Here is a 311-nt window from a genome sequence, read left to right as displayed (position 1 = left end):
CCGCCGGGCCTTCGTGGCCGATGCGGTTGGCGGCGGCGACGGGCATGCAGTTCGACACCGCATGGCCCACCATCGCGCGCCGCCACATGCGGCTGGTGTCGAGATCGGCGTCATAGGGTTCGGACCCGATCGCGGTGGGGTAAAGCAGGACTTCAGCCCCCTTCAGCGCCATCGCCCGCGCACATTCGGGATACCATTGGTCCCAGCACACGCCGACGCCGATGCGCGCCGTCCCACCTTCACAAGCGATATTCCACACCTTGAAGCCGTCGTTACCGGGGCGGAAATAGTATTTCTCCTCATATCCCGGA

1 protein-coding gene is annotated in these 311 nt (G+C 65.0%); it reads right to left on the bottom strand.

What is annotated here, in order from left to right; genetic code table 11:
- Positions 1 to 311 (bottom strand): nitrilase-related carbon-nitrogen hydrolase (locus A3736_RS06550; RefSeq protein ID WP_304439411.1); only part of this gene is annotated, 311 nt, incomplete at both ends.

This window comes from Erythrobacter sp. HI0063, assembly GCF_001635685.1.
In the GTDB taxonomy this organism is placed as follows: domain Bacteria; phylum Pseudomonadota; class Alphaproteobacteria; order Sphingomonadales; family Sphingomonadaceae; genus Qipengyuania.
This window is presented reverse-complemented; position numbering and strand designations above follow the sequence as displayed.